At 60.9% G+C, this 233-nt stretch carries 1 protein-coding gene; it reads left to right on the top strand.

Annotation, left to right across the window (positions count from 1 at the left end; genetic code table 11):
* Nucleotides 1-105: 105 nt before the first annotated feature.
* Nucleotides 106-233, top strand: a 128-nt coding sequence (locus SB772_RS45875; RefSeq protein WP_410839258.1) for an SDR family NAD(P)-dependent oxidoreductase, incomplete at its 3' end; no start/stop codon positions are given.

The raw sequence follows: 233 nt of genomic DNA on the forward strand, positions 1-233 counted from the left end.
GTAGCCGTTGCAGCGCTCGCCTTTGCAGAACCGGAGTGATATCACGGCTGCCGTCATATAACGGCGCGCCGGCCAGTCCGGTGCGCTTCTGCAATGGAGGCATGCATGTCGGTTGATAAGGTAGCACTGGTGACGGCGGGCGGTAGCGGCATGGGTGCTGCGGCTGCAAAACGCCTGGCTAAGGACGGCTACAAGGTAGCGATCCTGTCTTCGTCGGGAAAAGGCGAAGAGCT

Source organism: Paraburkholderia sp. SIMBA_030, from assembly GCF_046535245.1.
Taxonomy (GTDB): domain Bacteria; phylum Pseudomonadota; class Gammaproteobacteria; order Burkholderiales; family Burkholderiaceae; genus Paraburkholderia.